The organism is Ponticoccus litoralis, from assembly GCF_039769985.1.
GTDB classification, from domain to species: Bacteria; Pseudomonadota; Alphaproteobacteria; order Rhodobacterales; family Rhodobacteraceae; genus Ponticoccus; species Ponticoccus litoralis.
The window spans coordinates 1243535-1268879 of record NZ_JBDNCH010000002.1; the positions used below are offsets into that span (position 1 = coordinate 1243535).

Annotated in this window: 26 protein-coding genes, 1 tRNA gene and 5 pseudogenes; 22 read left to right on the top strand and 10 right to left on the bottom strand. The window is 67.2% G+C overall.

From position 1 onward, the window contains the following. Window positions 1–17 precede the first annotated feature (17 nt). Window positions 18–992: a TRAP transporter substrate-binding protein gene (locus tag ABFB10_RS07155; protein ID WP_347165987.1), complete on the bottom strand. Its 975-nt coding sequence runs from the start codon at window positions 990–992 to the stop codon at window positions 18–20. 153 nt (window positions 993–1145) lie between these two features. Between ABFB10_RS07155 and ABFB10_RS07160 the strand changes: the two genes are divergently transcribed. From ABFB10_RS07160 to ABFB10_RS07175, 4 genes are all read left to right on the top strand, one after another. Beyond that, window positions 1146–1940 (top strand): SDR family NAD(P)-dependent oxidoreductase, encoded by a 795-nt coding sequence (locus ABFB10_RS07160; protein ID WP_347165988.1) that lies wholly within the window; start codon window positions 1146–1148, stop codon window positions 1938–1940. Between the two features lie 124 nt (window positions 1941–2064). Next, complete coding sequence (locus tag ABFB10_RS07165; protein WP_347165989.1) at window positions 2065–2931, top strand: GntR family transcriptional regulator; 867 nt, start codon at window positions 2065–2067, stop codon at window positions 2929–2931. A 51-nt stretch (window positions 2932–2982) separates the two neighbouring features. Further along, a complete protein-coding gene (locus ABFB10_RS07170; RefSeq protein ID WP_347165990.1) occupies window positions 2983–3660 on the top strand; it encodes a hypothetical protein in 678 nt (225 codons plus the stop codon). A 30-nt stretch (window positions 3661–3690) separates the two neighbouring features. Continuing rightward, window positions 3691–4299, top strand: coding sequence for a hypothetical protein (locus ABFB10_RS07175; RefSeq protein ID WP_347165991.1), 609 nt, complete (start codon window positions 3691–3693; stop codon window positions 4297–4299). Window positions 4300–4301: 2 nt separating this feature from the next. Here ABFB10_RS07175 and ABFB10_RS07180 read toward each other — a convergent pair whose 3' ends face one another. Then, on the bottom strand, window positions 4302–4661 hold the full coding sequence (locus ABFB10_RS07180; RefSeq protein ID WP_347165992.1) for a hypothetical protein: 360 nt from the start codon (window positions 4659–4661) through the stop codon (window positions 4302–4304). Between the two features lie 802 nt (window positions 4662–5463). Here ABFB10_RS07180 and ABFB10_RS07185 point away from each other — a divergent pair. Both ABFB10_RS07185 and ABFB10_RS07190 read left to right on the top strand, forming a co-directional pair. After that, entirely contained in the window at window positions 5464–6078 is a 615-nt protein-coding gene (locus tag ABFB10_RS07185; protein WP_347165993.1) for a hypothetical protein, read from the top strand. Window positions 6079–6080: 2 nt separating this feature from the next. Then, window positions 6081–6953 (top strand): hypothetical protein, encoded by an 873-nt coding sequence (locus tag ABFB10_RS07190; protein ID WP_347165994.1) that lies wholly within the window; start codon window positions 6081–6083, stop codon window positions 6951–6953. A gap of 352 nt (window positions 6954–7305) precedes the next feature. On the opposite strand, the gene ABFB10_RS07195 is transcribed toward ABFB10_RS07190, so the two are convergent. Beyond that, window positions 7306–7381 (bottom strand) — tRNA-Lys (locus ABFB10_RS07195). Between the two features lie 128 nt (window positions 7382–7509). Between ABFB10_RS07195 and dapF the strand changes: the two genes are divergently transcribed. The 4 genes and pseudogenes from dapF to ABFB10_RS07215 all read left to right on the top strand — a co-directional run bounded on the left by dapF (window position 7510) and on the right by ABFB10_RS07215 (window position 11113). After that, window positions 7510–8340, top strand: a complete 831-nt coding sequence (gene dapF, locus ABFB10_RS07200; RefSeq protein WP_347165995.1) for a diaminopimelate epimerase — start codon at window positions 7510–7512, stop codon at window positions 8338–8340. Continuing rightward, window positions 8337–9589, top strand: a pseudogene (gene mtaB / locus ABFB10_RS07205) (tRNA (N(6)-L-threonylcarbamoyladenosine(37)-C(2))-methylthiotransferase MtaB). Before dapF ends, mtaB begins: the two are co-directional and overlap by 4 nt. Window positions 9590–9668: 79 nt before the next feature. Then, entirely contained in the window at window positions 9669–10409 is a 741-nt protein-coding gene (locus ABFB10_RS07210) for an FMN-binding negative transcriptional regulator (protein WP_347165996.1), read from the top strand. Window positions 10410–10416: 7 nt separating this feature from the next. After that, a pseudogene (locus tag ABFB10_RS07215) lies at window positions 10417–11113 on the top strand (CDP-alcohol phosphatidyltransferase family protein). Window positions 11114–11145: 32 nt separating this feature from the next. Here the strand turns inward: ABFB10_RS07215 and ABFB10_RS07220 are convergent. Further along, window positions 11146–11394, bottom strand: a complete 249-nt coding sequence (locus tag ABFB10_RS07220; RefSeq protein ID WP_023851954.1) for an accessory factor UbiK family protein — start codon at window positions 11392–11394, stop codon at window positions 11146–11148. A gap of 93 nt (window positions 11395–11487) precedes the next feature. Here ABFB10_RS07220 and lgt point away from each other — a divergent pair, with 93 nt between their 5' ends. From lgt to ABFB10_RS07245, 5 genes and pseudogenes are all read left to right on the top strand, one after another. Continuing rightward, entirely contained in the window at window positions 11488–12390 is a 903-nt protein-coding gene (lgt, locus tag ABFB10_RS07225; protein WP_347165997.1) for a prolipoprotein diacylglyceryl transferase, read from the top strand. Window positions 12391–12436: 46 nt separating this feature from the next. Beyond that, entirely contained in the window at window positions 12437–13471 is a 1035-nt protein-coding gene (locus tag ABFB10_RS07230) for a class I SAM-dependent methyltransferase (protein WP_347167960.1), read from the top strand. Beyond that, window positions 13461–14213, top strand: a pseudogene (gene pgeF, locus ABFB10_RS07235) (peptidoglycan editing factor PgeF). The gene ABFB10_RS07230 and the pseudogene pgeF overlap by 11 nt, the downstream one beginning before the upstream one ends. A gap of 160 nt (window positions 14214–14373) precedes the next feature. Then, window positions 14374–14514 (top strand): hypothetical protein, encoded by a 141-nt coding sequence (locus ABFB10_RS07240; protein ID WP_347165998.1) that lies wholly within the window; start codon window positions 14374–14376, stop codon window positions 14512–14514. A 249-nt stretch (window positions 14515–14763) separates the two neighbouring features. Beyond that, window positions 14764–15552 carry a Hint domain-containing protein gene (locus ABFB10_RS07245; protein WP_347165999.1) on the top strand — a complete coding sequence of 263 codons (789 nt, stop codon included), beginning with the start codon at window positions 14764–14766 and terminating at the stop codon, window positions 15550–15552. A gap of 204 nt (window positions 15553–15756) precedes the next feature. On the opposite strand, the gene ABFB10_RS07250 is transcribed toward ABFB10_RS07245, so the two are convergent. The 3 genes and pseudogenes from ABFB10_RS07250 to ABFB10_RS07260 form a co-directional block, all read right to left on the bottom strand. Next, window positions 15757–16245 carry a hypothetical protein gene (locus tag ABFB10_RS07250; RefSeq protein ID WP_347166000.1) on the bottom strand — a complete coding sequence of 163 codons (489 nt, stop codon included), beginning with the start codon at window positions 16243–16245 and terminating at the stop codon, window positions 15757–15759. 140 nt (window positions 16246–16385) lie between these two features. Beyond that, window positions 16386–17018 carry a PAS domain-containing protein gene (locus ABFB10_RS07255; RefSeq protein WP_347166001.1) on the bottom strand — a complete coding sequence of 211 codons (633 nt, stop codon included), beginning with the start codon at window positions 17016–17018 and terminating at the stop codon, window positions 16386–16388. Between the two features lie 101 nt (window positions 17019–17119). After that, window positions 17120–17621: pseudogene (locus tag ABFB10_RS07260) on the bottom strand (Lrp/AsnC family transcriptional regulator). 195 nt (window positions 17622–17816) lie between these two features. Between ABFB10_RS07260 and trxB the strand changes: the two are divergent. The 3 genes from trxB to ABFB10_RS07275 all read left to right on the top strand — a co-directional run bounded on the left by trxB (window position 17817) and on the right by ABFB10_RS07275 (window position 21479). Then, on the top strand, window positions 17817–18821 hold the full coding sequence (gene trxB, locus ABFB10_RS07265) for a thioredoxin-disulfide reductase (RefSeq protein ID WP_347166002.1): 1005 nt from the start codon (window positions 17817–17819) through the stop codon (window positions 18819–18821). A 1-nt stretch (window position 18822) separates the two neighbouring features. Continuing rightward, on the top strand, window positions 18823–19167 hold the full coding sequence (locus tag ABFB10_RS07270; protein WP_347166003.1) for a ribonuclease E inhibitor RraB: 345 nt from the start codon (window positions 18823–18825) through the stop codon (window positions 19165–19167). A gap of 236 nt (window positions 19168–19403) precedes the next feature. Next, a complete protein-coding gene (locus tag ABFB10_RS07275; protein WP_347166004.1) occupies window positions 19404–21479 on the top strand; it encodes a bifunctional sulfate adenylyltransferase/adenylylsulfate kinase in 2076 nt (691 codons plus the stop codon). Between the two features lie 10 nt (window positions 21480–21489). Here the strand turns inward: ABFB10_RS07275 and ABFB10_RS07280 are convergent, their stop codons facing one another. Then, window positions 21490–21750 (bottom strand): hypothetical protein, encoded by a 261-nt coding sequence (locus ABFB10_RS07280; RefSeq protein WP_347166005.1) that lies wholly within the window; start codon window positions 21748–21750, stop codon window positions 21490–21492. Window positions 21751–21890: 140 nt separating this feature from the next. On the opposite strand from ABFB10_RS07280, the gene ABFB10_RS07285 reads away from it, so the two are divergent. Next, on the top strand, window positions 21891–22721 hold the full coding sequence (locus ABFB10_RS07285; protein WP_347166006.1) for a Hint domain-containing protein: 831 nt from the start codon (window positions 21891–21893) through the stop codon (window positions 22719–22721). On the opposite strand, the gene ABFB10_RS07290 is transcribed toward ABFB10_RS07285, so the two are convergent. Continuing rightward, the gene (locus ABFB10_RS07290; protein ID WP_347166007.1) at window positions 22654–22881 is read right to left on the bottom strand and encodes a DUF1150 family protein; all 228 of its coding nucleotides are present in this window, start codon (window positions 22879–22881) and stop codon (window positions 22654–22656) included. The genes ABFB10_RS07285 and ABFB10_RS07290 overlap by 68 nt on opposite strands. 4 nt (window positions 22882–22885) lie before the next feature. Then, window positions 22886–23296: an Hsp20 family protein gene (locus ABFB10_RS07295; protein ID WP_023851941.1), complete on the bottom strand. Its 411-nt coding sequence runs from the start codon at window positions 23294–23296 to the stop codon at window positions 22886–22888. A 158-nt stretch (window positions 23297–23454) separates the two neighbouring features. Here ABFB10_RS07295 and ABFB10_RS07300 point away from each other — a divergent pair, with 158 nt between their 5' ends. From ABFB10_RS07300 to ABFB10_RS07310, 3 genes and pseudogenes are all read left to right on the top strand, one after another. After that, complete coding sequence (locus ABFB10_RS07300) at window positions 23455–23679, top strand: YdcH family protein (protein ID WP_347166008.1); 225 nt, start codon at window positions 23455–23457, stop codon at window positions 23677–23679. Window positions 23680–23743: 64 nt separating this feature from the next. Further along, the gene (gene purE / locus ABFB10_RS07305; RefSeq protein WP_206566509.1) at window positions 23744–24226 is read left to right on the top strand and encodes a 5-(carboxyamino)imidazole ribonucleotide mutase; all 483 of its coding nucleotides are present in this window, start codon (window positions 23744–23746) and stop codon (window positions 24224–24226) included. 9 nt (window positions 24227–24235) lie between these two features. Beyond that, window positions 24236–25305 (top strand): annotated as a pseudogene (locus ABFB10_RS07310) (5-(carboxyamino)imidazole ribonucleotide synthase). Window positions 25306–25345 lie beyond the last annotated feature (40 nt).

The following is a 25345-nucleotide window of genomic DNA, read 5'->3' on the forward strand; positions in this document are numbered from 1 at the left end:
AGCCGCCGCCTGCGTTGTCAGTAGTCCTGACCCGCCTCGACGATGCGGGTGTACAGGTCGGTGAAGCCCTCGACGTCCGAGAACTGCTGGTAGACCTCCGCCGTCGCGGCGCGCCATGCCGCAAGGTCGGGCCGGGTCACGGTCATCTTCTCGCCGGCCTTGGCCATGCCCTCCTGAACCGAGGCCTCGACAAGCTCGTCGTTGTAGGCGGCAGCCTGTTCGGCGGCCTCGGTGAAGATCGCGCGGTCGCCCTCGGGGATGCTGTCCCATGCGCTTTCGGCGGCAAGCAGGAACATGAAGCCGTACAGGTGCTTGGTGTCGGCAAGGTAGTCGACGGCCTCGTCGATGCCGGTGGAGGTGATCAGCCCGATCGGGTTTTCCTGACCGTCGATGGTGCCCAGCTGCAGCGCCGGAACCACCTCGGGGAAGGCCATGGGCGTCGGCTGCGCCCCCAGCGCCTTCCACAGGGCGATGCGGGCGGGCATTTCCGGCACGCGGACCTTCATGCCCGCGATGTCACCCAGCTCGTTGACCTCGGCGTTGGTGGTCAGCAGCCGGGGCGAGCGCATCAGCGTCGCGATCTTGCGGGCGCCGAGGTTCTGGCTGAGCCGGTCCGAAATGTCGTCACCGATGGGGCCGTTCATGACCGCGCGCACGTGGTCGTTGTTCTTGAACAGCAGATCCCATTCCACGATCATCAGGGCCGGGTCGAAGTTCTGCACGATGCCGCCGAGGATGGCGAAGTCCGAGGTGCCGAACTGAAGCCCCTCCGCGATTTCGCGCTCGCCGCCCGCCTGGCCGGAATGCAGCACGTCGACGCGGTATTCCCCTTCGCTCTGCTCGGCCACGATCTCGGCGAAGCGCAGGGCCGCGTCGACCTCGGGTGTCCCCGGAGAGCCGACAGCCCCCAACTTGAACACGGTTTCGGCGGAAACCGGGATCGCCAGCGCCCCCAACAGGGTGGCGGCGAGGAAGGCATTGCGAAGTGTCATGGTCTCTTTCTCCTCCATGGTTGCGGATACGAACCTCCAAATCCGCATCGCTTGACATTTCACTGACATTTCATAAAACCGGAGTCAAGGCGGTTGATGACGCGGCCCGGCGCCCGGGCCCTGCTCGCCAAGGGATTTCGGAGGAGAAGCAAGATGCTGAACAACAAGATAGCCACGGTCACCGGCGCGGGGCGCGGCATGGGCGAGGCCATCGCGCGGACGCTGTCCGCCAAGGGGGCGGCGGTGGTCGTGTCCGATATCGACGGCGCCGCGGCAGAGACCGTCGCGACCTCGATCTGCGACGGTGGCGGCAAGGCGGTCGGCCTCCGCATCGACGTCTCCTCCGAGGACGACGCGGCCCGGCTGGCCGAGACCGCGGTGCAGGAATTCGGCGGGCTGGACATCCTCGTGAACAATGCCGGGATCTCGACCACGAAGCTGTTCCCGGAAACCACGAAGCAGGACATGGAGCGCATCATCGGCGTCAACCTGATCGGCGCCTTCCTCTGCGCGCAGGCGGCGGTGCGGCACATGCTGCCGAACGGGTCGGGGCGGATCATCAATATCGCGTCCCTGTCCGGCCAGCGCGGCGGCATCGGACGCTCGGCCTATGGGTCGTCCAAGGCCGGGCTGGAACTGCTGACCAAGGTCATGTCGGTGGAACTGGCCGCCAAGGGCGTGCTTGTGAACAACGTGGCGCCGGGCGCCATCGCCACGCAGATGGCGGTGGAACAGCATGACACCAAGACCCGCGAGGCCTATCACTACCTGATCCCGCAGCGCCGCTACGGCACCCCCGAAGAGGTCGCCTTCATGGTGGCCTTCCTGGCCTCGGACGAGGCCTCGCATGTCAGCGGGACCACGGTGAACGTCGACGGCGGCTTCCTTTCCGCCGGCCTGATGTTCGAGCGCGAGGGCGTCGAGGCGGCCCCCACGCCCCGGGCATGACGTCACGGCGGCGTGACCTTTCGGACCCAGACACCCCCGGTCCTGCCCGCCGCCTCTTGATCCCGAGGGCAGGCCCGGCGCAGGCTGGGCCACCCCGCCCGACCGGGCAGAAGACCGAGGAACCATGACAGATCCGGCGCGCAAACCGCTGAAGAAAGACCAGGCCTACCAGACGATCCGCCAGCTGCTGCTGGATGCGGACGATCCGGAGGTGATCTACTCCGAACGCTTCCTTGCCGCAGAGCTGGACATGGGGCTGGCGCCGGTGCGCTCGGCGGTCGAGCGGCTGCGGTCCGAGGGCATCGTCGAGATGATCCCGAAATCCGGCGTGCGCATCCCGCAGATCACCTATCGCGAGGTGATGGACTTCTTCGAGGTGCGGATGCTGCTGGAGCCCTTCATCGCCGGCCGTCTTGCCGGACAGGTGCGGCCGGTGCAGGCCCAGGCGCTCAAGACCCTGATCGCCGACCAGCGCCGCGCGGCGACGACCGGCGACACGCTGGAGTATCACCGCCTCGACCTGGCCTTTCACAGCACGCTGGCCGAGATGTACGGTAACCGCGAGATGGTCCACGCGCTGGCGCAGATGCGGGACAAGATGTACCGCCTGTCCAAGTATATCCACCGCACCCACCCGGACCGGCTGGCCACCAACGTCGAACAGCACGAGAAGGTGGTTCTGGCGATCCTCGACGGGTCCTGCGCAGAGGCGCGGCAGGCGATGGAAACCCACCTGCAATGGGGTCGGGACGTCAACATCGCCCCCGCCGACCGGCGCCAGCCTCCGGCGGGGCGCGGTTCGGGCGCGGCAAAGTGCAAGTGCGGGAACCGCCCGGTGCGGATTGTCCCGCCGGATGTCGCGGAAGGCCTGCGCCAGCCTCTTGCCGCCATGCAGCCCACGGCCTTCACCCTGAACAAAGGCCCTGCGCAGGCGCTTGGGCACTGGTGCCCCGGCGTGAAAACTGCGGCGGCACCGGGCCTTGCCGCTTGAGAAACACCCGGCACTTGCCTAGCCTCACGCTATCATTTGCAGGAGCTCGCATTGCTTTTCTCCATCTCACGAACAAGGGCCGCTGTCCGGCACCTGAAGTATGCCCTCTGGATTTCCGGCACGGTCGCGGCGCAGGCCGCCGTGGCCCAGAGCATTTCGCTTGAAGATTTCGAGGCGCAGGTCAACCAGCGCGCCGGCACGCTCTCTGGCTACGAGTCCTATCTGACAAACCCCGACCCCAAGCGCGCCATGGCGGCCCTGCAGATCATGCTGGAATCCGGCGACCCGACGCTGGTTCAGATGGCCCTGTCCGTCGGCATCTACAGTGCGGACGCCAATCTTCGGCAGACTGCGCTCAAGGCATTCCTTGCAGGAACGCCGTCTCTGGATCTCTTTTTCGATGGATCCGAGACCGTCAAAGACGATCAGATCGAGACCTACAACGCCCTGATGCGCGGCTATCGCGGGTCGGTCGGCGCGAAGAACCGCGCAAGCCTGAGCCTGAAGATCGGCGCGTGGAACGACGAAAAGGGCTGCTATCTGAACCTCGATGCGCCCGATTTTTGCCTGCTCCGGGTCAATGCGACGACGGTCAGCCTTCAGCTCGTCAGCTCGGACAACAACACGCCGCGCCAATGGGTCGTGCTCGAACTTGGGGATGACGGCGCGCTTGGCGGGACCATGACAGCACGCTACGGTACCGGGAAGACCTTGGCCCGCTGGCCTTGACGATGCGGCTGAGCGAGTGAGGCCATGACCATGAAAGCAATTCTTGCCGGACTTCTGATTGCCTCCGGGACACTGGCGGGCGCGCAGTCCCTGTCGGTGGCCGAGATCACCAGCCAGATCGACGCGGAAATGTCCGGGCTCGACGAATATGCCGCGCTTCTGAATGACCCCGACCCGCGCCGCGCGCTCAAGGCGATGGAGATCATGCTGGGCTCGGGCGACCCGGAGCTGGAACGGCTGGCGCTGGATTTCGGGATTTACAGCACCGATGCCCGGGTGAGGCGGACAGCCTTTGAAACATGGATCAAGACCGAGCCAACCCTCGTGTTCCGCTTCATGGCCGGGAAGGACCGCGCCGAAGAGGTCGCGCGCTACATCGGGAATTTCAAAGGCACGATGAACGCTGAGGGCATCGGAACAACAAGCTACGTGGTCGGGGCCTTCGACGCTGACCGCAACTGCTACATCTGGAAGTCCTATTCCAACTGCGCGGTTTCAGTCTCGGACGATGCCATCATCCTCAATTTCGACAACAACTGGAGCGAGCTGACCATTTCGGACGATGCGAAGCTGGTTGGCGTTGTTCAGCTCAATCGCAATATTGCACCGGTTCCGGTCGAAATCCCGATATCGCGCTGATCCTATTTTACGGTCACACTGTCCAGGCGCACGGGGCCCGCAGTCCAGGCGCTGGCGATGGTGATGCGCAGGCGGCGTGCCGAGGTGCCAAGCCGGGGTCCGGTGTCCAGCACGCCATCCAGCGGCATCTCGCCCGACCAGAAGGTCCGCCAGCGTCCGCCCTCGGGACTGGCGTTGACCTGTATCAGAACCCGGCGCGGCACGGCCTGCCCCTCTTCGACCCCGGCCAACAGCTCCAGCTGCGACAGCGCCTCTGCATCCCGCAGCAGCAGATCGATGACCGCGGGGCCCTTCGGTTCGAACACATAGGCCGCCTCGGGCAGCAGGATGTTTTCGGCCATGTGGCCGGGGCCGATGGCCACGGCGCTTGCCGAAACGAGGTCCGAGGGCCAGCCCCGACCGCGCGGTCGCCGCCTCGGGTGACGCAGCCGGCGCCGTGGTGGCGGCGGCGAAGACCGCCTGCGTCGACAGCAGCCGCGACAGGTTCATGTGGATTTCCTCGACGCGCATGAAGCGCAACGTGTCGCCCCCCGTCGTATCGATAGCCATGCCCACGGGCACCCCGTCGACCAGCAGAAAGCCCCCGCTCATGCCCTGTCTGGCTGTTGCGGCCCCGGCAGAGGCAAACCGCGCCTCGATGTCCAGGTAGCCGATCCGGGTGATATCCATCGGCAGCCGCTCGACCCGGCCATCCGTGCCGACCAGCACCAAGGCCCCCGACGTCTTGTGGGCCACCGCTCCGCGCGGCCCCGCAAGATCGCCCAGCTGCGTCTCGCAAAGACCTCCGCCGCGACTGAGAATGCCAAGGGCAAGGTCCACTCCGGGCCAGAACGGCGTGCGAATGCTGGCCCGGGCCGAGCGCCCCTTCTCTGCGATCACCTGGGCGCGGAATTCGCCCCGTGCGACATGGCTGGGCAAAACAACATAGCAGGTGCCCGCATGCGCAAACAGGAAACCCTGCCCGGTCTCGCCCGACCGCAGGGCAACCGGCTGCGCCGAGACACCGCTTCCCATCGCGAAAAGACATGATATCATCAAAAACATACTGGAAAGCGCATGTTTCAGGCGATTGGGCATGGGGAGATTTCGATGCGGCATGGGGCACTCCTGAGCATCGCGATAGTTGCGGCTCTCGGGGCACCGTGCAAGGCTGAAACCGTCGTTTTGAAGGACTGGCAGGAAACCCTGCGAGAGGCCGCAACCGTGTCCGGCGTCGTCGTTGTCGGTGCCCTGCTGCTTCCCGAAAGCACGGATCCGGAGCCCCGGCTTGCCGTCGCCCTGGACCCGGCCTGGTCGGGGCGGACCCTGTGCGTGGAAGTCATCAGCGCAGACGGCCTGTACCAGTCGCGCAGGCTTTACGACCTTGCCGACGTGCCCGGGGGGCTGACCGGCCTGCCCTACCCGACCGATTACCCCGACCGCCTGCGCGAAGCCGCAGAGGGCGAGATCTCGGTCCGGGGGCGGCTGGACAGTTGCGAGGCGAATACCGGCCTGGTGCCGGTGGCCTGGCGCCCGGTCGAGGATCAGAGGCCCACTTCGGTCGCGCTGCAGATCAACGCGTTCAGGGCGGACACCGTGCATATCTTCGTCGGTGACGATCCGATGGCCGCCGCGATTGCCTGCGACCCGGTCGCGGCAGAGGTGCGCACCGCCTTCGACACGATCTGCCGCTTTGCACTGCCGGACCCCGCGCCGGGCACACTGAGCATTGAAATCCTCCGCGTTTCGGACGGCGTGGCAGCCCCTCCGGAATTCGTCGACCTGATCCTGGTGGAATAACCATGCGATGGCTTGACGCTGTCGCAGCGAGCCTGATCCTGTCGATCCTCGCCGCCCTGCTCTGGCTCAATCAGGGGGTCTCGCGCACCTACATCCTTTCCGCGCAAACCCTTGGCGCCGACATCACCTTCGATGGCCGCAACTCCTGGTTCCTGGGCGCCGCTACGCTTTGCACGCCGCGCCAGACCGCCCTGCGGCGGTCGCCCGATCCGGCCACAGCGGCACAATGCGATGGCCGGATCTACGAGGAGAGCGAAGAAACCTCGCTGACCCTGGAATGGCAGGGCGGCAACCAGATTTCCCTGCGCCATGACGGCAGCCGGGTCCTGCTGGTCATCCGGGAAGCGCAGGGCCAATACCCCAAGGGCACGATTCTTGTTCTTCCGGCGACGTCCCTCGCCGGTCTCGGCGCAATGACCTTTGCCGGAACCATGCAGATCGGCGAAGCCATGGCGCCGGGGGCGCGTGGTCTCTTGCTGGAGGGGGACTACACGGTCAGGGAAAGCAACCGCCTGTCCGCATGGTTCGGGCGCCGGTCCGATGTCGTCCGCAGCGGCGCGCTGACCTACGGCGATACCGCCACGATCGTCTCGGACAATCGCGATATGCAAGCAGCGCAGGGTTTCGGGCAGGTGGTCCTGATCGACGGAGATCGGTTTCAGGCGGTTTTCCGCAGCGCAGAGGACGGGGCCGCGATCCGCATCGACGCCCTTGGCGTCAGCGAGGCGATTATCAAACCGGACGTCATCGACACCCTGCTGGCCAGCCCCTACCTCATCGTCATCGGGGGTATCCTGGGCGTTTTGGCCAACCTCATTTCGCTGAGCTTCCAGTTCATCGACCGGGCCCGGAAAGATCGCGGCGGCAGCCCCTGATCCCGGCCCGCCAGTGCCGCACCGATTCTTCTATAGACAGGCAGGCCGGTCGAGCGAGCCCCTCGTCTTCCGACCCGGCGCGGCAGCGGCTTGCCCTCTGCCCGGCGCGCTCATGCGCCGGACCGCAGGGGACGACCGTTCCGCCCCCGCCCCACGTGTCGACGATTCCCACTCCACCAGGGAAGCCCTGACCAAGCGCCCGCCGCCCGCTTCGGCGCAGGAGGCAGCCGCACCGGCGCAAACCTCTGGATTGCCTCGGGTTTTCCCGACCCCTCCAAGTTCGGACGGATCGAGACGCTCGGACGGATGCTTGCGCATCCGTCCGTGTATTCGAGCGATTTCAGGTGTACAGTGGTGAGCCGTGCAGGATTCGAACCTGCGACCCACTGATTAAAAGTCAGTTGCTCTACCAACTGAGCTAACGGCCCACTGTGGCGGCCTGACTATGAGGATGGCCCGGTATGGTCAACCCATAAAATCACGTTTTTTGCCACCTTTCTGCAAGGCGGGTGCCGCGACACTGGAAAGCCGCCCGCTTCGCACGTATATCCGCGCCATGAAACACTCTGCCCCCTCCCTGCCGTTCATGAAAATGCACGGCCTCGGCAATGACTTCGTCGTGATCGATTCCCGTGCGCGGGAGGCGGGTCTGACCCCTGCGCGCATCACGGCCATTGCCGACCGGCACCGGGGTGTGGGCTTCGACCAGCTGGCGGTGATCTCGGGCGCGGGCAATGCGCCGCACCTGACCTTCTACAACGCCGACGGCTCGACCTCGGCGGCCTGCGGCAATGCCACGCGCTGCATCGCCCGCTACCTGATGGACGAGAGCGGCGCCACGGCGCTGGAGCTGACGACCGACCGGGGCACCCTGTCGGCGCGGGATGCGGGCGACGGGCTGACCTCGGTCAACATGGGGCCGCCGCAGGTCAACTGGCAGGAGATCCCGCTGGCCGAAGCCATGGACACGCTGGAGCTGCCCATCGAGGGCGCGCCGGTGGCGACCGGCATGGGCAACCCGCATTGCACCTTCTTCGTCGAGGATGCCGAGGCGATCCCGCTGGAGCAGTTCGGCCCGCGCTACGAGCACCATCCGCTCTACCCTCAGCGCACCAATGTGCAGGTGGCCAGCGTCATCGGCCCCGACCACATCCGCATGCGCGTGTGGGAGCGCGGCGTGGGCGTGACACTGGCCTCGGGCTCTTCCTCCTGCGCGACCGCCGTGGCGGCGGCGCGGCGCGGGCTGACCGGGCGCTCGGTGCGGATCGACCTCGACGGCGGCAGCCTGAAGGTGGACTGGCGCGAGGACGGCGTCTGGATGACCGGCGGCACGGCCCATGTCTTCGACGGCGCCTTCACCGCCGCATGGCTGGAGCAGAACCCGTGAGCGCGCCGAAATTCACCACGCTGGGCTGCCGCCTGAACGCCTACGAGACCGAGGCGATGAAGGCGCTGGCCGAAGAGGCGGGCGTCGACAACGCCGTGATCGTGAACACCTGCGCGGTGACCAACGAGGCGGTGGCCAAGGCCCGCAAGGAAATCCGCCGGTTGCGGCGCGAGAACCCCGAGGCCCGTGTCATCGTCACCGGCTGCGCCGCGCAGATCGACCCGGACAGCTTTGCCGCCATGGCAGAGGTCGACCACGTCATCGGCAATACCGAGAAGATGGCGCCCGGGACCTGGGCGGGGCTGGGCCGCGATTTCATCGGCGAGACCGAGCGCGTGATGGTCAACGACATCATGTCGGTGACGGAAACCGCCGGGCACCTCATCGACGGCTTCGGCTCGCGCTCGCGCGCCTATGTGCAGGTGCAGAACGGCTGCGACCACCGCTGTACCTTCTGCATCATCCCCTATGGGCGCGGCAATTCGCGGTCCGTCCCCGCCGGGGTCGTGGTCGATCAGGTCAAGCGGCTGGTGCAGCAGGGCTATAACGAGGTGGTGCTGACCGGGGTCGACCTGACCTCTGGGGGGCCGACCTGCCGGGCACGCCACGGCTGGGCGACCTGGTGATGCGGCTTCTGCGGCTGACCGATGTGCCGCGCCTGCGGATCAGCTCGATCGATTCGATCGAGGCGGACGAGAACCTGATGCTGGCCATCGCGACGGAACCGCGCCTGATGCCGCATCTGCACCTGTCGCTGCAACATGGCGACGACCTGATCCTGAAGCGTATGAAACGCCGCCACCTGCGCGACGACGCGATCCGCTTTACCGAAGAGGCGCGGCGCCTGCGCCCCGAGATCACCTTCGGCGCCGATATCATCGCGGGCTTCCCGACCGAGACAGAGGCGCATTTCGAGAACTCGCTGAAGCTGGTCGAAGACTGCGACCTGACCTGGCTGCACGTCTTCCCCTATTCGGCCCGCCCCGGCACCCCCGCCGCACGCATCCCCTCGCGGGTGGATGGCAGCGTGATCAAGGAACGCGCCGCCCGCCTGCGTGCCGCAGGCGATCGCGCCGTGACCCGCCACCTGGCCCAGCAGCAGGGACGCGCGCACCGCGTCCTGACAGAGGCGCCGGACATGGGCCGGACCGAGCAGTTCACCGAGGTGCGCTTTGCCGCACCGCAGCCCGTGGGCCAGATCGTTCCGGTGACGATCACCGGCACCTCGGGCACCCAGCTGACCGCCTGAGCGATGCATCCGAACCCGACCTTCCGAAAGGCCGACAGCGCCCTCGCCACTGGAGATCGCGCGAGAGCGGGCCTTCGGCATGCTCTGCGTCTCTGCCGAGCCGGTGCCGCTTCTGGCGCATGTGCCCTTCCTGCTGTCGGAGGATGGCGCCGGGGTCGACCTGCATCTCGTGCGCTCCAACCCGATCTGCCGGGCGACCGGCCCGGCGCGGCTGGTGGTGACCGGGCCGGACGGCTACGTCTCGCCCGACTGGTACGGGATCGCGGACCAGGTGCCGACGTGGAACTATACCGCCGTGCACCTGTCCGGCCGGCTGGAGGCGCTGCCTGCCGATCGGCTGCCGGAGATGCTGGCGCGGCAGTCGGCCTTCTTCGAAGCGCGCCTGCTGCCCAAGCCGCCATGGACCATGGACAAGATGAGCGCCGAGGTCACCGCGCGGTTCCTGCGCATGATCCTGCCCTTCCGGCTGCATGTCGAGGATGTGCAAAGCACCGTGAAGCTGGGCCAGAACAAGGACGCGGCGGTGCGCCTTGCCGCGGCTCGACCGGCTGGAAACGGGGTTCGGTTCGGACCTGGGGGCGCTGGCGGCACTGATGAAAGAGCCCCCGGCCTGACCGGCGCCCGGCCTGCAGCCGGGGTGGGTGCGGCAGCGGCGCCAAGAGGTATTTGGACCAAGAAGAAGCACAAGGCGCGCGCCCTGCCGATGCCAGGCGCGGGATGCTGCGGGACGGCGGGCGGCGCCACTTTCGCGCGGCCAAACGGCCTTGATGGGCCGGGCCATGGCGGGACGGTTTGCGCTTGTGACCAGAATCGGTCATGACGTGCCGATGAAACTCCAGCAGCGCGCGCTTTTCGTTCACCTTTTCACCGCCACCGGCGCCGTCTTTGCCATGCTTGCCATGCTGGCGGCGGTGCAGGCGCAGTGGCCGGTCATGTTCCTGTGGCTGGTGGTGGCCTTCGTGGTCGACGGGATCGACGGGCCTCTGGCCCGGAAATACGACGTGAAGTCCAACGCCCCCCGGTTCGACGGGGTCCTGCTGGACCTGATCATCGACTACCTGACCTATGTCTTCATCCCGGCCTTCGCCCTGTTCCAGAGCGGCCTTCTGCCCGGCTGGACCGGCTGGTTCGCGATCATCGTGATCACCTTCGCCAGCGCGATGTATTTCGCCGACAACCGGATGAAAACCACCGACAACTCGTTCCAGGGCTTCCCGGGCTGCTGGAACATGCTGGTGCTGGTGCTCTTCGCTATCAAGCCGGGTTTCTGGGTAATCCTGCTGCTGGTCACCGTGCTGGCCGTGGCCATGTTCCTGCCGCTGAAATTCATCCACCCGGTGCGCACCGAACGCTGGCGGGCGCTGTCACTGCCGATTGCCCTGGCCTGGACCTTCTTTGCCGGATGGGCGGCACTGGGTGGATTTCCATCCCCAGAGCTGGGCGCACTGGGGGCTGGTGGCGACCTCGGTCTACCTGATCTTCGCCGGCATCGCGCAGCAGGTCATCCCGCCGCGCCGGTCCTGAGCCGCGCCGCCCCGGGGGCGGCGCGCGGCCTGTCAGCCGTTCAGCTTGGCCTCGAGCGCGGCGAGCCGCGCCTTCAGCGCCTCGTTCTCTTCGCGGGCCTTCTGGGCCATGCCGCGCACCGCGTCGAATTCCTCGCGGGTCACAAAGTCGCGATCGGCCAGCCAGCGGTCGATCATCGAACTCATGGCGGTCTCGGCCTCTTGCCGGGCGCCCTGCGCCACGCCCATCGCGTTGGTCATAAGCTGCGAGATGTCGTCGAACACCTTGTTGCGGGTCTGCATGGGTCACTCCCCCGTTTCATTCCCCCCTATATGGGCTGCGCGGGCCTTCCGCTCAAGGTTGACTTCGCCCCGAAACACGAGGCAACAGGACGCATGATCGCCGCCATCCCCTTCCCCGACCTTTCCTCCGAGATCTTCTCGATCAGCCTCTTCGGGCTGGAGTTCGCGCTGCGCTGGTACGCCTTGGCCTATATCGCGGGCATCGTGCTGGGCTGGTGGCTGGCGGTGCGCTGCCTGCGGCGGCCCGCGCTCTGGCACGCGGAGACGCCGCCGATGACACCCAAGCAGGCCGAAGACCTGCTGACCCGGGTGATCCTCGGCATCATCGCGGGCGGGCGGCTTGGCTTCGTGCTGTTCTACATGCCCGGCTACTACCTGGCGAACCCGCTGGAGATCCCGATGATCTGGACCGGCGGCATGTCCTTCCATGGCGGGCTTCTGGGTGTGGTCGTCGCCGTGGCGGTGTTCTGCTGGCGCAACGGCATCGCGCCCGCGCCCACCGCCGACATGATGGCGCTTGCGACCCCGCCCGGCCTGCTGCTGGGGCGGCTGGCCAACTTCGTCAACGCCGAGCTTTGGGGCCGCCCGTCGGACCTGCCCCGGGCGGTGATCTTTCCCGGCCAGCGCGCGCAGGACTGCGGCCAGCCCGCCGGTGAACTTTGCGCGCGGCACCCCTCGCAGCTGTACGAGGCCGGGCTGGAAGGGCTGGTGCTGGGACTGGCGATCTGGATCCTCGTGCGGCGCGGCTGGCTGAAGACGCCGGGCGCCGTGGCGGGCGTGTTCTTCGCCGGCTACGGGCTGGCGCGCTTCTTCGTGGAGTTCTTCCGCCAGCCGGACGCGCAGTTCCAGACGCCGGGCAACCCGCTGGGCCTTGCGCTGCATGTGAACGGCTACGGGCTGACCATGGGGCAGGTTCTGACGCTGCCGATGATTCTCGGCGGTCTCGCCCTCGTGCTCTGGGCGCGCCGGAGGATGGCGACGCCGGTCGCCCCATGACACCCTGGGCGTGCTGCTGTCCCGGCAGATCGCGGCGACCGGGCCAATGACGCTGGCCGACTACATGGCCGCCTGCCTGCTGCACCCCGAACACGGCTATTACGCCACCCGCGACCCGCTTGGCGCCGCCGGGGATTTCACCACCGCGCCCGAGATCAGCCAGATGTTCGGCGAGATGCTGGGCCTCTGCCTTGCGCAGGCCTGGATGGATCAGGGCGCCCCCGCCGCCTTCGTGCTGGCCGAGCTGGGCCCCGGGCGCGGCACGCTGATGACCGACGTCCTACGGGCCACCGCCCGCGTCCCCGGCTTTCACGACGCGCTTCGGCTGCATCTGGTCGAGGCCTCGCCGCCGCTGCGCGCCGAACAGGCCGCGCGCCTGCAGGGCCGGGCGCCCACCTGGCACGAGACCGCAGAAAGCCTGCCCGAGGGGCCGCTTTACCTGCTCGCGAACGAGTTCTTCGACGCGCTGCCGATCCGGCAGTTCCTCCGCAGCGACGGCGGCTGGCGCGAACGCATGGTCGGCCTGACGGACGACGCGCCGGTCTCGGGGCTGGCCGCTGCCACACCGGTCGCCGCGCTGGATCACCGGCTGGCGGATACCACCGCCGGGCATCTGGTGGAAACCTGCGCCCCCGCCGCCGCGCTGGCGCAGGAGATCGGCGCCCGGATCGCCCGGCACGGCGGCGCCGCGCTGGTGATCGACTATGGCGGCTGGCGCTCTTTCGGCGACACCTTTCAGGCCCTGAAGGACCACCGGCCCGCCGATCCCTTCGCCGCCCCCGGCGCCGCCGACCTGACCGCCCATGTGGATTTCGAGGCGCTGGCCCGGGCCGCCGCGCCGGCCCGGACCTCGCAGATGACGCCGCAGGGCGTCTTTCTGGAACGGCTCGGGATCACCGCGCGGGCCGAGGCACTGGCGCAGGGGCTCAGCGGCTCCGCGCTGCACAGCCATGTCGCCGCACATCGCCGGTTGACGCACCCCGATGAAATGGGGTCACTGTTCAAGGTAATGGCCCTGTTTCCCGACGGGGCTCCACCGCCACCCGGACTGGAGCCGCGCGTATCGCACGATGACCCTTGAGATCCTTTCCCACAGCGCCCTGCTGCCGTTCCGACATGGGTTCTTCACCCGGCGCGGGGGGCCTCTTCGGGCATCTTCGCGGGGCTGAACTGCGGGCCGGGCTCGTCCGATCAGGCCGAGATCGTCAGCATCAACCGCACCCGCGTGGCCGAGGCCATGGGCGTCGCCCCGGGCGCGCTGAACTCTGTCCACCGAGGTGCATTCGGCGGATGTGGTGACCCTGACGGAACCGCTCTCCGGCAAGCCCAAGGCCGATGCCATGGTGACCGCGACGCCGGGTCTGGCGCTGGCGGTGCTGACGGCGGATTGCCAGCCGGTGCTTTTCGCCGATGCCCGGGCGCAGGTGATCGGCGCCGCCCATGCGGGCTGGCGCGGGGCGCGGGACGGCGTGCTGGAGGCGACGGTCGAGGCGATGGTCGCGCTTGGCGCCACGCGCGGATCGATTCGCGCCGTCATCGGCCCCTCCATCAGTCAGCGGGCCTATGAGGTCGGCCCCGAGTTCCTCGAGGATTTCATGGCCGAGGACCCGGACAACAGCCGCTTCTTCGCCGGGGGCGCGGGCGATCGGGTGCACTTCGACCTGCCCGCCTACGGGCTGGCAAAACTGCGCGCCGCCGGGGTCGAGGCGGAATGGACGCGCCACTGCACCTATGCGGACGAGGGTCGCTTCTATTCCTACCGGCGCAGCACCCACCGCAAAGAGGCGGATTACGGGCGGCTGATCTCTGCCATCCGGATCTGACCGCCCACCCCGCCACCGCGCCGGAAACAATTCTGCGGCCCGCCCCAGATTATCCGCCTTCGGTCACAAGTCTGCCCCATTTTCCCGGCAAACTGGCGCCTGCCCCGACCAGAGCGCACGGCGCCCCGGGACCAATCAGAGCAGAGGACAGCAGGCCGCCATGAAAACCCGTTTCATCAAGTCCATCGTGGAAACGGCCCGGACCACCCGCGCCCCCCTTCCCCGGGATCGCGGCACGCCGCGCAGCGCGATGATCACGCGCCGCAAGGACCGCCCCCAGCCGCAGCGCCAGCGCGCCTGAACCGCCGCCGATTCGGCGCGGCCCAGAGACGGCGCCGCCCAATTGAGGCAGCGTCGTCCACCACCACAGAACAATCAGACCACGAAGCCGGGATTTACCCCGGCTTTTGCCGTTTCGGGGCCGGGATTTTGACGGCGACCGGTCAAACGAGCTTTATGGCGGTCGATAAAAACAAATCTGCTCACTTGTCCTTCTGGCGTTGTTGGTGGGGGCCAACACGGATGTGACCAACCTTTTCGGGGTGTTCACATGTCCTCTATCCGCCACGGCCTTGCAGGAACCGGCTCTCTTTCCACGCCCGTCGCCCCGGCGCGGGTGCCGTCTCCTGCCCGGCCCCCGGCCCGCGCCGTCTCTTTCATGCGCCGGTTCGAGGTTGCGGCGCTGCTGCCCGATCTCTCTGTCACCACCAAGCAGGTCATCGCCCCGGCGACGCCGCTGTTCGAAGGCTGTGCCAGCGCCTTTGCGCGCGGCACCCTGATCGAGACCCTGCACGGTGCCGTCGCCATCGAGGACCTGGTGCCCGGCGACTACATCCAGACCGCCTCTGGCACCGAGCCGGTGACATGGATCGGATCGACAACCTATGTGCCGGGCCACGCGGTCGAGGCCACCACGCTGACCCATATGACCCGGATCACCGCCGAGGCCTTCGGCCTTGGGCATCCGCCGGTGGATACGCTTGTCGGTCCCGCCGCGCGCATGATCGTGCGCCACCCCCGGCTGCGGTCTCTGCTGGGGGAAGAGGCGGTGCTGGCACCGGTCTCCGACTACGTGGACGGCGACCGTTACCTGCAGGTGGCCCCTGCCGGAACCGTGCAACTGTACCACCTGATGGTGCCCCGGCACACGATCATCACCGTCGGCGGCATCGAGATGGAGACCTATCACCCCGGCAAGGCCATCGGGCAGGGGCTGGGACAGAACCTGCGCGCGCTCTACCTGTCGATGTTCCCGAACATCTCCGGTCTCGAGGATTTCGGCCAGACCACGCTGACGCGCACCGCGCGCGAGGTGATCGACAGCCTGCTCGACGCCTGAGGCCGGGGGAGGACGGCGGGGGCGCCCCTCGCCTCGCGCGCCCCCCGCGCGGCACGATCACGCCAGCCGTTCAATCGGCGCGGGCCCGGTCGGGGCGGTATCGGAACGCGGGGCGGGGCACGCAACAGGGCACCTGCAAGACAGAGGCCGGGGCAGACCGATTGCCCACGCACCCCAGACCCCGCCCGCGCGGAGATGCCGGGCCTAGTGCAGTGACCGCAGCATCGACGTGTTGCCCTGAATGACAGAGTTGAGCTCTACCACCCGGGCAAGACGCTGTTCGATTTCGTTCTGACAGGCATCAAGCTGCTCCACGATCCCGACCAGGGCAGCCCCCGACTCCGACAGCGCGGCGCTTTCGATCTTGCACATCATCCGGGTCGAGCTGAGGCCGGTCACATAGCGTTTCATGTCCAGCACCGACCGGGCGAAATGCTTTGCCTCTGCCTCGACGGCGGTGAGCGAGGCAGCGGTCTGGTCCATGAAGTGCCTGCGGTGGACTTCGACCTCCTCCACCTCGCGCGCGGGGACCACCGTTGTCGGGTAGGCCTCGGGGAAGTTGCGGATCTCCTTGCCGAAAACCCCGATCATCTCTTCCTCGATCGCCGAGGCGAAGCCGAGGAACTGCCCGGTGAAGATCGCGTCGCGGATGCGGGCAAAGACGCAGGCCTCGCCATCGACGAAGGTCTTCACCCGAGGTCGCCATCTCTTCCAGCATCTGGCTGTAGTTCACGGAGATCGCGCTGATCGGACCGCCCGCGCTTTCCAGCCGCGAGGCGATGATGCGCATGTTCATCGGCACCGTGCGGATCGCCCGGAACGCCTCTGTCATTTCAGAGGTTTCGACCTGCACCTGCGCAATGGCCTTGGCCATGTCCGAGGAACCGCTTCTGAAACGGATCCAGCGGCTGGCCAAGCTGCCGGGCCCGCGCCTCGAACTCTGTCGCAAGCGCGTGGCTCTGGAAGGTCTCGTAATTGGCGTAGCCCGCCGCGCGGATGTCGGCCAGCAGGGCCTCGGCGCTGTCGGCGGGGGACAGGGCGCCGCCTGCCTCGCGCGCCAGCGCGGCCTGATAGATGTCGCGCACGGAGTCGAATAGCGGCGACGACGGTTTCAGCCGGGTCGAGATGAACCCGCCCTCCGCCGGAGAGACCGGGGCGAAGACCCAGTAGTACCGCCCGGTCTTGCAGCGGTTCTTGACGTAGGCCCCGGTCGGCTTGCCCGCCCTGATCCGGTCCCACAGCAGGTGAAACACGGCCTTGGGCATGTCGGGATGGCGGATGATCTTGTGCGGCGCGCCGATCAGCTCCCCCCATTCGAAGCCCGCGACACGCTGGAACACCGTGTTGCCGGCCCTGATCACCCCCCGGTCGTCGGTGCGCGAATAGAACAGTTCCGACAGGTGGAACTGCGCCTCGGACGCGGCATAGGCGCTGTCAGCTTCGATTCGCGGCCTGTGTTCGGTCATGGATGGTCCTCGGGTCAGCCTCTGCGAGGACTTTCGGCCCGAAGCCTTGTAAAACCGTGAACACCCGCGGCAACAGCGCAAATTGTCGGGAAAAACCCCGTTCAGGCAGAGCGGTTCAGCCGATCCTCAAGCACGTCGAAGGGCACGCCGGGGTTGTCCTTGGCCACCCGGATCACGAGGCTGGTCTTCACGCTGGCCACGTTGGGCGCGGTCAGAAGCTGCCCGGTCAGGAAGCTCTGGAAGGTCGACAGGTCCGGCGCCACGCATTTCAGGATGAAATCCACCTCGCCGTTCAGCATGTGGCACTCGCGCACCAGCGACCAGTCGACACAGCGCCGTTCGAAGGCGCTCAGGTCCGCCTCGGCCTGGCTTTGCAGGCCGACCATGACAAAGACCTGCACCTCGAACCCCAGTTCGCGGATGTCGACGTCGGCGTGGTAGCCCTTGATGAAGCCCTGTTCCTCCAGCACCCGCACGCGGCGCAGGCAGGGCGGCGCGGAAATGCCGACGCGGCGGGCCAGCTCCACGTTGGTCATCCGGTACGTCGGTCTGAAGCTCTGCAAGGATCTTGCGGTCAATCGGATCGAGCCTGTGCGACGGCATATGTCCCCCCGGGTGTGATTTCGCGAATGTTATAGCAGCGCGGGCGCCACGCGCAATTATGTTTCACGCAACGGCAAGATTCTTTCTCCCCTTCGCGCAAGTCCTGCAACGACCGCATGGCCGCCCGGCGCCCTCTTTCACAGGCGGCGCCGCGCGGCTATATCACCGCCAAAGCGCAGGTTGGAAGGAAAGATCATGCCCGAGACACGGCACACCAAGGTTCTGATCATCGGCTCTGGCCCCGCGGGCTACACCGCCGGGGTCTATGCCTCGCGCGCCATGCTGGAGCCGATCCTCGTGCAGGGGCTGGAGCCCGGCGGCCAGCTGACCACCACCACCGAGGTCGAGAACTGGCCCGGCCACACCGAGATCCAGGGCCCCGACCTGATGGTCCAGATGGAGGCGCACGCCCGCGCCATGGGCACCGAGATCATCGGCGACATCATCCAGAAGATCGACTTCGACGTGCGGCCCTTCGTGGCGCATGGCGACTCTGGCACGACCTACACCGCCGATTCCATCATCCTCGCCACCGGCGCCCGGGCCAAATGGCTGGGCCTGCCCTCGGAAGAGGCCTACAAGGGCTTCGGCGTCTCGGCCTGCGCGACCTGCGACGGCTTCTTCTATCGCGGCAAGGAAATCGTGGTGATCGGCGGCGGCAACACCGCTGTCGAAGAGGCGCTGTTCCTGACCAATTTCGCCAGCAAGGTGACGCTGATCCACCGCCGCGACGAGCTGCGGGCCGAGAAGATCCTTCAGGACCGCCTGATGAAACACCCCAAGATCGAGCCGCTGTGGTTCCACCAGCTGGAAGAGGTCGTCGGCGAGGACAACCCCAAGGGCGTAACCGGCGTGAAGGTGAAGAACGTCAAGACCGGCGAGCTGTCCCAGATCCCCTGCGCCGGTGTCTTCGTCGCCATCGGCCACGCGCCCGCCAACGAACTGGTGAAGGACGTTCTGGAAACCCACATGGGCGGCTACGTCGTCACCAAGCCCGATTCGACCGAGACCTCGATCCCCGGCATCTTCGCCGCGGGCGACCTGACCGACCACAAGTACCGGCAGGCGGTGACCTCTGCGGGCATGGGCTGCATGGCGGCGCTGGAAGCGGAACGCTGGCTGGCGGAACAGGACCTCGACAGCGGCAAGGACGAGACGCAGCCGCTGGGATACGGCGCCCCCGTCGCCGCCGGTCACTGAGATGGCGCACGATTTCGACGCGCAGCGCGCCGAGACGCAAAGGGCCTACCGCGAAATGCGCGACGAGGGCGACCTGCCCGAGGTCGCGGACGTGGATTACTTCCTTGTCCCCGAGGCCGACGGCGCCGACTGGCGTCCACTGGCCGAGGCGCTTTCGGTGGAGGGCTTCGACTGCGAATGGATCGAGCCCGACGCCGAAGACGACGCGGATGGGCCCTACCTCGTCGCCACCCTGCCCGACCAGCTGATCTCGGCAGAGGGCATCTGGATCGGCGAAGAGATCGCCGCGCGCTGCGCCCTTGACCACGGTTTTGCACCCGACGGCTGGGGCCTGCTCAGCGACTGAGCCCCGAAGCGGGCAAAAAGAACCGCGTTCCGGCCCATGGCGCCGGAAGCCCAAACCATTCCACACCACCGCACGGGGGCCGGGCCGCTTTTCGCGCCCGGCCCTTTTCCGTGGACAGAACGCCCGGCAAAAGGGCACCATCGGGGCCTTTTCTTCTGTCGGCGGGACAAAAGGGCTTTGCTGCGCCTGCAAAGAGTGACATATGTTCATCCGTGAACACAGATTGAGTCACCGGAATGTCCGACCCCGCCCCCCTGCCCGCACGCGCCGAGGACGCGCAGCTCTTCGAGCTGCTGCGCCAGCTTGCGCATGCGCCAGAGGCCAGCCAGCGCGCCACCGCCGAGGCGCTTGGCGTCTCTCTGGGGCGCCTGAACGCGCAACTGCGGGCCGCCGCAGAGGCCGGGCTGGTCACGGTGAGCAGGCGACAGGGCCCGGATCGCCGCCAGCGCTTTGCCTACGCGCTGACCGATCACGGCCACGCCGCCAAGGAGCGCCTCGTGCGGGCCTTCCTGTCCCGGAAATTCGCCGAATACGCCGCCCTTCATGCAGAGCTGACCGGCTCTGTCACCGATCTCATGCCTTTGAAATACAGGAGTAGCCTGATGCAATCCAACCTCGCCCCGATCCCGGAGCTGTATGTTTCCTACGACAGCGCCCAGAAGCTGAAGGTCGAAGCCGCCGAGCTGACCTCGCTGGACCTGACCCCGCGCCAGATCTGCGACCTCGAACTGCTGATGAACGGCGGCTTCAACCCGCTGAAGGGCTTCCTGAGCGAAGAAGACTACAACGGCGTCGTCGACAACATGCGCCTGTCCGACGGCACGCTCTGGCCGATGCCGATCACGCTGGATGTCAGCGAGAAGTTCGCCGAAAGCATCGCGGTCGGGCAGGACATCGCCCTGCGCGACCAGGAGGGCGTGATCCTCGCCACCATGACCGTCACCGACAAGTGGGAGCCGAACAAGGCACATGAGGCCGAGAAGGTCTTCGGCGCCGACGACCTCGCGCACCCGGCGGTGAACTACCTGCACAACCAGGCCGGCAAGATCTACCTCGGCGGCCCGGTGACCGGCATCCAGCAGCCCGTGCACTACGACTTCCGCGCCCGCCGCGACACGCCGAACGAACTGCGCGCCCACTTCCGCAAGCTGGGCTGGCGCAAGGTCGTGGCCTTCCAGACCCGCAACCCGCTGCACCGCGCACACCAGGAACTGACCTTCCGCGCCGCCAAGGAAGCGCAGGCCAACCTGCTGATCCACCCGGTCGTCGGCATGACCAAGCCGGGCGACGTCGATCACTTCACCCGCGTGCGCTGCTACGAGGCGGTGCTGGACAAGTACCCCTCGGCCACCACCTCGATGAGCCTGCTGAACCTTGCCATGCGCATGGCCGGCCCGCGCGAGGCGGTCTGGCACGGGATCATCCGCAAGAACCACGGCTGCACCCACATGATCGTCGACCGCGACCACGCGGGCCCCGGCAAGAACTCTGCCGGAGAGGACTTCTACGGCCCCTATGACGCGCAGGACCTGTTCCGCGAGCATCAGGCCGAGATCGGCATCGAAATGGTCGACTTCAAGCACATGGTCTACGTGCAGGAGCGCGCCCAGTACGAGCCCGCCGACGAGATCGCGGACAAGGACGACGTCACGATCCTGAACATCTCGGGCACCGAGCTGCGCCGCCGTCTGGCCGAAGGGCTGGAGATCCCCGAGTGGTTCTCGTTCCCCGAGGTGGTCGCCGAACTGCGCAAGACCAAGCCGCCGCGCTCCAAGCAGGGCTTCACGGTCTTCTTCACCGGCCTCTCGGGGTCGGGCAAGTCGACCATCGCCAACGCGCTGATGGTCAAGCTGATGGAGATGGGCGGACGCCCGGTGACGCTGCTGGACGGCGACATCGTCCGCAAGAACCTGTCGTCCGAGCTGGGCTTTTCCAAGGAGCACCGCGACCTGAACATCCGCCGCATCGGCTATGTCGCCTCCGAGATCACCAAGAACGGCGGCATCGCGATCTGCGCGCCCATCGCGCCCTATACCGCGACCCGCCGCGCCGTGCGCGAGGACATCGAGCAGTTCGGCGCCTTCCTGGAGATCCACGTCGCGACCTCGCTGGAGGAATGTGAGCGCCGCGACCGCAAGGGGCTCTACAAGCTGGCGCGCGAAGGCAAGATCAAGGAGTTCACCGGCATCTCGGACCCCTACGAAGAGCCCAAGAACCCCGAGCTGCGCGTCGAGACCGAGAATGTCGACGTCGACAACTGCGCACATCAGGTGATCCTGAAGCTGGAAAGCATGGGCCTGATCGCCGGCTGACACGGGCGTTTCAAGTGACGGACAGGGCCGGGAGGGATCTTCCCGGCCCTTTTTCGTTCAGCATTTCTTCAGGTTTGCCGCCTATGCCAATCCCGAGGGGCGGCACATGGCAGACACGCAAACATGGGGCTGGTTGCAGCCCGGCAGGCTGCCGGGGTTCAGCCTGCTGAAGCAGGACAATCTGGGATCCGGGCTGAATGGCACCGCCATCACGACGGATGCCTATACCGAATATGCCCTGCGCGACCTCGACGGTGACGGGATCGTCCATGACAGCGACCTCGACGACTGGTCCCACCCCGCCCGGGGGAGGGGATCGTCATCGACGGAACCCTCTCGAAGGCCCATGAATTCGCGGTCTACGAGAACTCTACCATTGCCGCGAACGGGGTCACGGAAACCCTGCGCCTTGTGGTCACGGTCACCGCCACCGGCAGCTGGGCCGTGCGCATTCACGATGCGGACATCCAGCCGGGCTGGTCCCCCGCAGACATCACCGGCGCGCGCCTCGGCAGCTTCTTTCCCACCGAATACAGCGGCGCCCACCTGACCTCCATGGACGGGATGCTCTGCTTTGCCGCAGAAACGCCGATCCTGACGCCCGGCGGGTGGCGACGGGCGGACCGGCTGCGGGGCGGCGACCCCGTGATGGCGGCAGGGCGCCGGTTCGAGCCACTGACATGGACCGCGCGCATGACCGGCCCCGCGCTGGACGAGGCCTCGGCGCCGATCGTGCTGGATGCAGGGGTGCTGGGCCTGACGGTGCCGATCCGGCTCTCGCCGCAGCATCGGGTCATGATCGCCAGCCCCGAGGCCAGCCTTGTCTTCGGGTCACGCCGGGTACTGGTGGCCGCCCGGCACCTGCTTGGCCTGCCCGGGGTTTCCCGCCAGCCGCTGGACCGCATCACCTATGTTCACCTGAAGACGCGCCGCCACTCTGTGCTGCGCACCCCGGGGCTGTGGTGCGAGAGCTTCCTTCCCGGCCCGATGGGCAAGGCGTCTATGCCGCCCTCCGCATGGCGCGGCCTGATGGCTGCCACGCGCTCGGCGCCAAGGGAAAAATCCTTCTGCCGCAGCCTGACCGCGACAGAAGCCAATGTCTTGTTGTCAAGGATGGGCCTGCTGCCCGGATCGCGCAGACAGCGCGGAAAGACACCCTCTCCGCGCCGCGATCCTAGTGCACCGTCACCGGCGCAAAATCGTTCTGTCGCGCCAGCACGAAGGCCAGCGAGCGGTCCTTGACCAGCGCCAGACGTTCGCCGTCAGAGCGGTGCACCGCATAAAGCGTGTCGCGCGGGCCGATCTGGGAGCGCACGTCTTCCGGCAGGTCCTGCGCCTTCACGGCGCGGACATAGACCACCTGGCCCTGCTCGAACTGTCCGAAATCATACTTGGTATGCATGGCATCACCCCTTCTTGATCTTGATCGTCTGAACCACCGTCTCCGGTCGGCTCATGGTCAAATCCACGTGCAGCAACCCGTTTTCCAGGGCCGCCTCTCCGACTTCAACGCCGTCGGCCAGCACAAAGCTCCGCTGGAATTGCCGCGCCGCGATGCCGCGGTGCAGGAAAACCCGCTCGGCGCCGTCATCGCGCTGGCGTCCGCGGATCACCAGCTGACGGTCTTCCACGGTGATCGAGAGATCGCCCTCGGAGAAACCGGCAACGGCCAGCGTGATGCGATAGGATTGCTCGGAGGTCTGCTCGATATTGAACGGCGGATAGCCTTCGCTCGACTTGGCGGTTCGTTCCAGCAGGCGCTCGAGCTGTTCGAAGCCGAGCATATGGGGATAGGATCCCAGGGTCAGTTTGGTCATCGACACGTCCTTCAACAAGCGACCGTCTTGCCCGGGCCCCGTGCGGCGACCCGGACACCTGAAATATGGGAGCGCGACGAAGCCCGTGCAAGAGCCTTTGCGCGAAGCATCGGATTTGGCTATCCTGTAGCTCGCCACTCCTTGCCATGGAAACCAGCATGAACGCGCCCTCGGATATCTCCATGAAAACCGACGAGGTTCTCCGGGTCGAGCTTGAGGTCTTCAAGCGCGAACACCGCGATCTCGACGAGGCCATCCGCGCCATGCAGGGCACCGGCACGGCGGATCAGATCACGCTTCAGCGCCTGAAGAAGAAGAAGCTGGCGCTGAAGGACCGCATCGCGCTGATCGAGGACCGGCTGCTGCCCGACATCATCGCCTGAGGCCCCGTTGCGCTTGGGCGCAGAGCCCCTATAAACAAAGGCCTTGAAACAGCCGGGGGACGCGATGACGGTCAGGACGGGCATCATCATGGGCAGTCAGTCAGACTGGCCCACCATGAAGGAAGCGGCAGAGGTTCTGGACGAGCTGGGCGTGCCCTACGAGGCAAAGATCGTCTCGGCCCACCGCACGCCGGACCGGCTGTGGGACTACGGCAAGACCGCCGTGGACCGGGGCCTTCAGGTCATCATCGCGGGCGCCGGAGGGGCGGCGCACCTGCCGGGCATGATGGCGTCGAAGACCCGCGTGCCGGTGATCGGCGTGCCGGTCCAGACCAAGGCCCTGAGCGGCGTCGACAGTCTGTATTCCATCCTTCAGATGCCGCGCGGCTTTCCCGTCGCCACCATGGCCATCGGCGCGGCGGGCGCGAAGAACGCGGGCCTCATGGCCGCCGGAATCCTCGCCCTGAACGACCCGGCGCTGGCGCAGCGGCTGGACGACTGGCGCGCCGCGCTTTCCGCCTCCATCCCCGACGCCCCGACCGACTGAGGCCTTCCAATGACCACTCCCCTGCCCACCGGCGCCGTGATCGGCATCCTTGGCGGCGGCCAGCTTGCCCGCATGTTGTCCGTGGCCGCCAGCCGCCTCGGCTTTCGCACCCATGTCTTCGAGCCCGGCGCCAACCCGCCCGCCGGCCATGTCGCCGACCGCGTGACAACCGCGCCCTATGAGAACGAGGCCGCCCTGCGCGCCTTTGCCGAAACCGTGGACGTGATCACCTACGAGTTCGAGAACATCCCGACCTCGGCGCTGGACGTGCTCGAGGCGCTGCGCCCGATCCATCCCAACCGCGAGGCGCTGCGGATCAGCCAGGACCGGCTGACCGAAAAGACCTTCCTCACGGATCAGGGGCTGACCGTGGCGCCCTTCGCCGACATCCCCGACGCCGCGGCGCTGGAGACCGCGCTGGAAACCATCGGCACACCCTCGATCCTGAAGACCCGCCGCTTCGGCTATGACGGCAAGGGGCAGGCGCGGCTGAAGGCGCCCTCGGACGCCGCCGGGGCGCTGGAGGCCCTGGCCGGTGCCCCCGCCGTTCTGGAAGGCTTCGTCGACTTCTCCTGCGAGATCAGCGTGATCGCGGCCCGCGGCACCTCGGGTGAGGTCGCGGCTTTCGATCCGGGCCAGAACGTCCACCGCGAGGGCATCCTGCGCACCACCACGGTGCCCGCCAAGGTGCCGCAGCGGCTGCTGACCGACGCGGTTCTGGCCGCCGCCAAGGTGCTGAACGCGCTGGATTACGTGGGCGTTCTGGGGGTCGAGTTCTTCGTCACGCCGCAGGGGCTGATCGTGAACGAGATCGCGCCGCGCGTCCACAACTCGGGCCACTGGACGCAGAACGGCTGCGCCGTCGACCAGTTCGAACAGCATATCCGCGCGGTGGCGGGCTGGCCCTGGGCGACGGCAAGCGCCACGCCGACGTGGTGATGGAGAACCTGATCGGCGACGACATGGACCGCCTGCCCGAGCTGGCCAAGACCCCGGATTGCGCGCTGCACCTTTATGGCAAGGCCGATGTCCGACCCGGCCGCAAGATGGGTCACGTCAACCGCATCACGCGCGGCTGACGGCGGAGGGGGCCGGGGAGATCCCTCCCCCGGGGCCTGC

What these genes read in the sequence shown, in the direction of transcription:
- ABFB10_RS07155 (WP_347165987.1), bottom strand. Translation starts at nt 992, where the DNA reads ATGACACTTCGCAATGCCTTCCTCGCCGCCACCCTGTTGGGGGCGCTG.
- ABFB10_RS07160 (WP_347165988.1), top strand. Translation starts at nt 1,146, where the DNA reads ATGCTGAACAACAAGATAGCCACGGTCACCGGCGCGGGGCGCGGCATG.
- ABFB10_RS07165 (WP_347165989.1), top strand. Translation starts at nt 2,065, where the DNA reads ATGACAGATCCGGCGCGCAAACCGCTGAAGAAAGACCAGGCCTACCAG.
- ABFB10_RS07175 (WP_347165991.1), top strand. Translation starts at nt 3,691, where the DNA reads ATGAAAGCAATTCTTGCCGGACTTCTGATTGCCTCCGGGACACTGGCG.
- ABFB10_RS07190 (WP_347165994.1), top strand. Translation starts at nt 6,081, where the DNA reads ATGCGATGGCTTGACGCTGTCGCAGCGAGCCTGATCCTGTCGATCCTC.
- dapF (WP_347165995.1), top strand. Translation starts at nt 7,510, where the DNA reads ATGAAACACTCTGCCCCCTCCCTGCCGTTCATGAAAATGCACGGCCTC.
- ABFB10_RS07210 (WP_347165996.1), top strand. Translation starts at nt 9,669, where the DNA reads ATGCTCTGCGTCTCTGCCGAGCCGGTGCCGCTTCTGGCGCATGTGCCC.
- ABFB10_RS07220 (WP_023851954.1), bottom strand. Translation starts at nt 11,394, where the DNA reads ATGCAGACCCGCAACAAGGTGTTCGACGACATCTCGCAGCTTATGACC.
- lgt (WP_347165997.1), top strand. Translation starts at nt 11,488, where the DNA reads ATGATCGCCGCCATCCCCTTCCCCGACCTTTCCTCCGAGATCTTCTCG.
- ABFB10_RS07230 (WP_347167960.1), top strand. Translation starts at nt 12,437, where the DNA reads ATGACGCTGGCCGACTACATGGCCGCCTGCCTGCTGCACCCCGAACAC.
- ABFB10_RS07240 (WP_347165998.1), top strand. Translation starts at nt 14,374, where the DNA reads ATGAAAACCCGTTTCATCAAGTCCATCGTGGAAACGGCCCGGACCACC.
- ABFB10_RS07245 (WP_347165999.1), top strand. Translation starts at nt 14,764, where the DNA reads ATGTCCTCTATCCGCCACGGCCTTGCAGGAACCGGCTCTCTTTCCACG.
- ABFB10_RS07255 (WP_347166001.1), bottom strand. Translation starts at nt 17,018, where the DNA reads ATGACCGAACACAGGCCGCGAATCGAAGCTGACAGCGCCTATGCCGCG.
- trxB (WP_347166002.1), top strand. Translation starts at nt 17,817, where the DNA reads ATGCCCGAGACACGGCACACCAAGGTTCTGATCATCGGCTCTGGCCCC.
- ABFB10_RS07270 (WP_347166003.1), top strand. Translation starts at nt 18,823, where the DNA reads ATGGCGCACGATTTCGACGCGCAGCGCGCCGAGACGCAAAGGGCCTAC.
- ABFB10_RS07275 (WP_347166004.1), top strand. Translation starts at nt 19,404, where the DNA reads ATGTCCGACCCCGCCCCCCTGCCCGCACGCGCCGAGGACGCGCAGCTC.
- ABFB10_RS07280 (WP_347166005.1), bottom strand. Translation starts at nt 21,750, where the DNA reads ATGGACGATCCCGTCACCGTCGAGGTCGCGCAGGGCATATTCGGTATA.
- ABFB10_RS07290 (WP_347166007.1), bottom strand. Translation starts at nt 22,881, where the DNA reads ATGCATACCAAGTATGATTTCGGACAGTTCGAGCAGGGCCAGGTGGTC.
- ABFB10_RS07295 (WP_023851941.1), bottom strand. Translation starts at nt 23,296, where the DNA reads ATGACCAAACTGACCCTGGGATCCTATCCCCATATGCTCGGCTTCGAA.
- ABFB10_RS07300 (WP_347166008.1), top strand. Translation starts at nt 23,455, where the DNA reads ATGAACGCGCCCTCGGATATCTCCATGAAAACCGACGAGGTTCTCCGG.
- purE (WP_206566509.1), top strand. Translation starts at nt 23,744, where the DNA reads ATGACGGTCAGGACGGGCATCATCATGGGCAGTCAGTCAGACTGGCCC.